Raw genomic sequence first — 776 nt, forward strand, 5'->3', positions numbered from 1 at the left:
GCCAGGTGGTGGCCGGACCCTTTCGCGGGGACGCGGTCGGTTCAGGAGTACCGGTCCGGGAGATGGGCGTCAGGGCTCGGTCCCTGTCGCCAACCGCTCGGTCATCTCGCGTGCTTCCGCCGTCCGGCCCTGGCCCCGGTACAGGCCCAGCGCCGTCGTCCAGGCCTGATGTGCGGCGTCGTGGTCCCCCGCATCGGCGTGCATGTCCCCGAGGGACGCCCATGTGTCGGCCTCACGATTGGCGTTGCCGATGGCCTGGAAGTGGGTGAGGGCCTGTTGGTACGCGTCCAGGGCACGGCTCGTCCGGCCGGTGCGCCGCGCGATGTACGCCAGTGTGTCCCACGTCGCGGCCTGCCCCTCGCCGTCCTCGTGGAGCTGGAGCAACGGCAGCGCCTGGAGGCAGTGTGCCTCGCCGCTCGCGTACCGGCCGAGCCGGGCCAGCGCCCAACCGGTGCCGTTCAGGATGTTGGACTCGCCCACCTGATCCCCGAGCGCGCGGTATCCCTCCAGCGCCTGCGCGAAGTGCGGAAGGGCACGCTCGTAGGCGTTGATGCGGACGTGGACCTCGGCGAGCGAGTGGTGGGTGCGGGTGAGGCCCGCGGTGTCGCCGTCGGCACGGAACCGCTCCAGGGCCTCGTCGAGGTGGGGCAGGGCTTCGTCGTAGCGCCCCGCCTGTGCCAGGGCGACGCCGAGCCGCTGACGGGTGTGGGCCGTGAGAGAGGGATCGTCCAGGCCGGTGGCCGCGTCCAGGGCCGTGTACCAGGCCCGGATGCTTT

At 72.3% G+C, this 776-nt stretch carries 1 protein-coding gene; it reads right to left on the reverse strand.

Annotation, left to right across the window (positions count from 1 at the left end; genetic code table 11):
- Nucleotides 1–69 precede the first annotated feature (69 nt).
- The coding region (locus C3481_RS16075; protein ID WP_146053677.1) for a tetratricopeptide repeat protein at nt 70–776 on the reverse strand (707 nt) is incomplete at its 5' end.

Source organism: Microbacterium sp. Ru50 (genome assembly GCF_002920555.1).
Classification (GTDB): domain Bacteria; phylum Actinomycetota; class Actinomycetes; order Actinomycetales; family Microbacteriaceae; genus Microbacterium; species Microbacterium arborescens.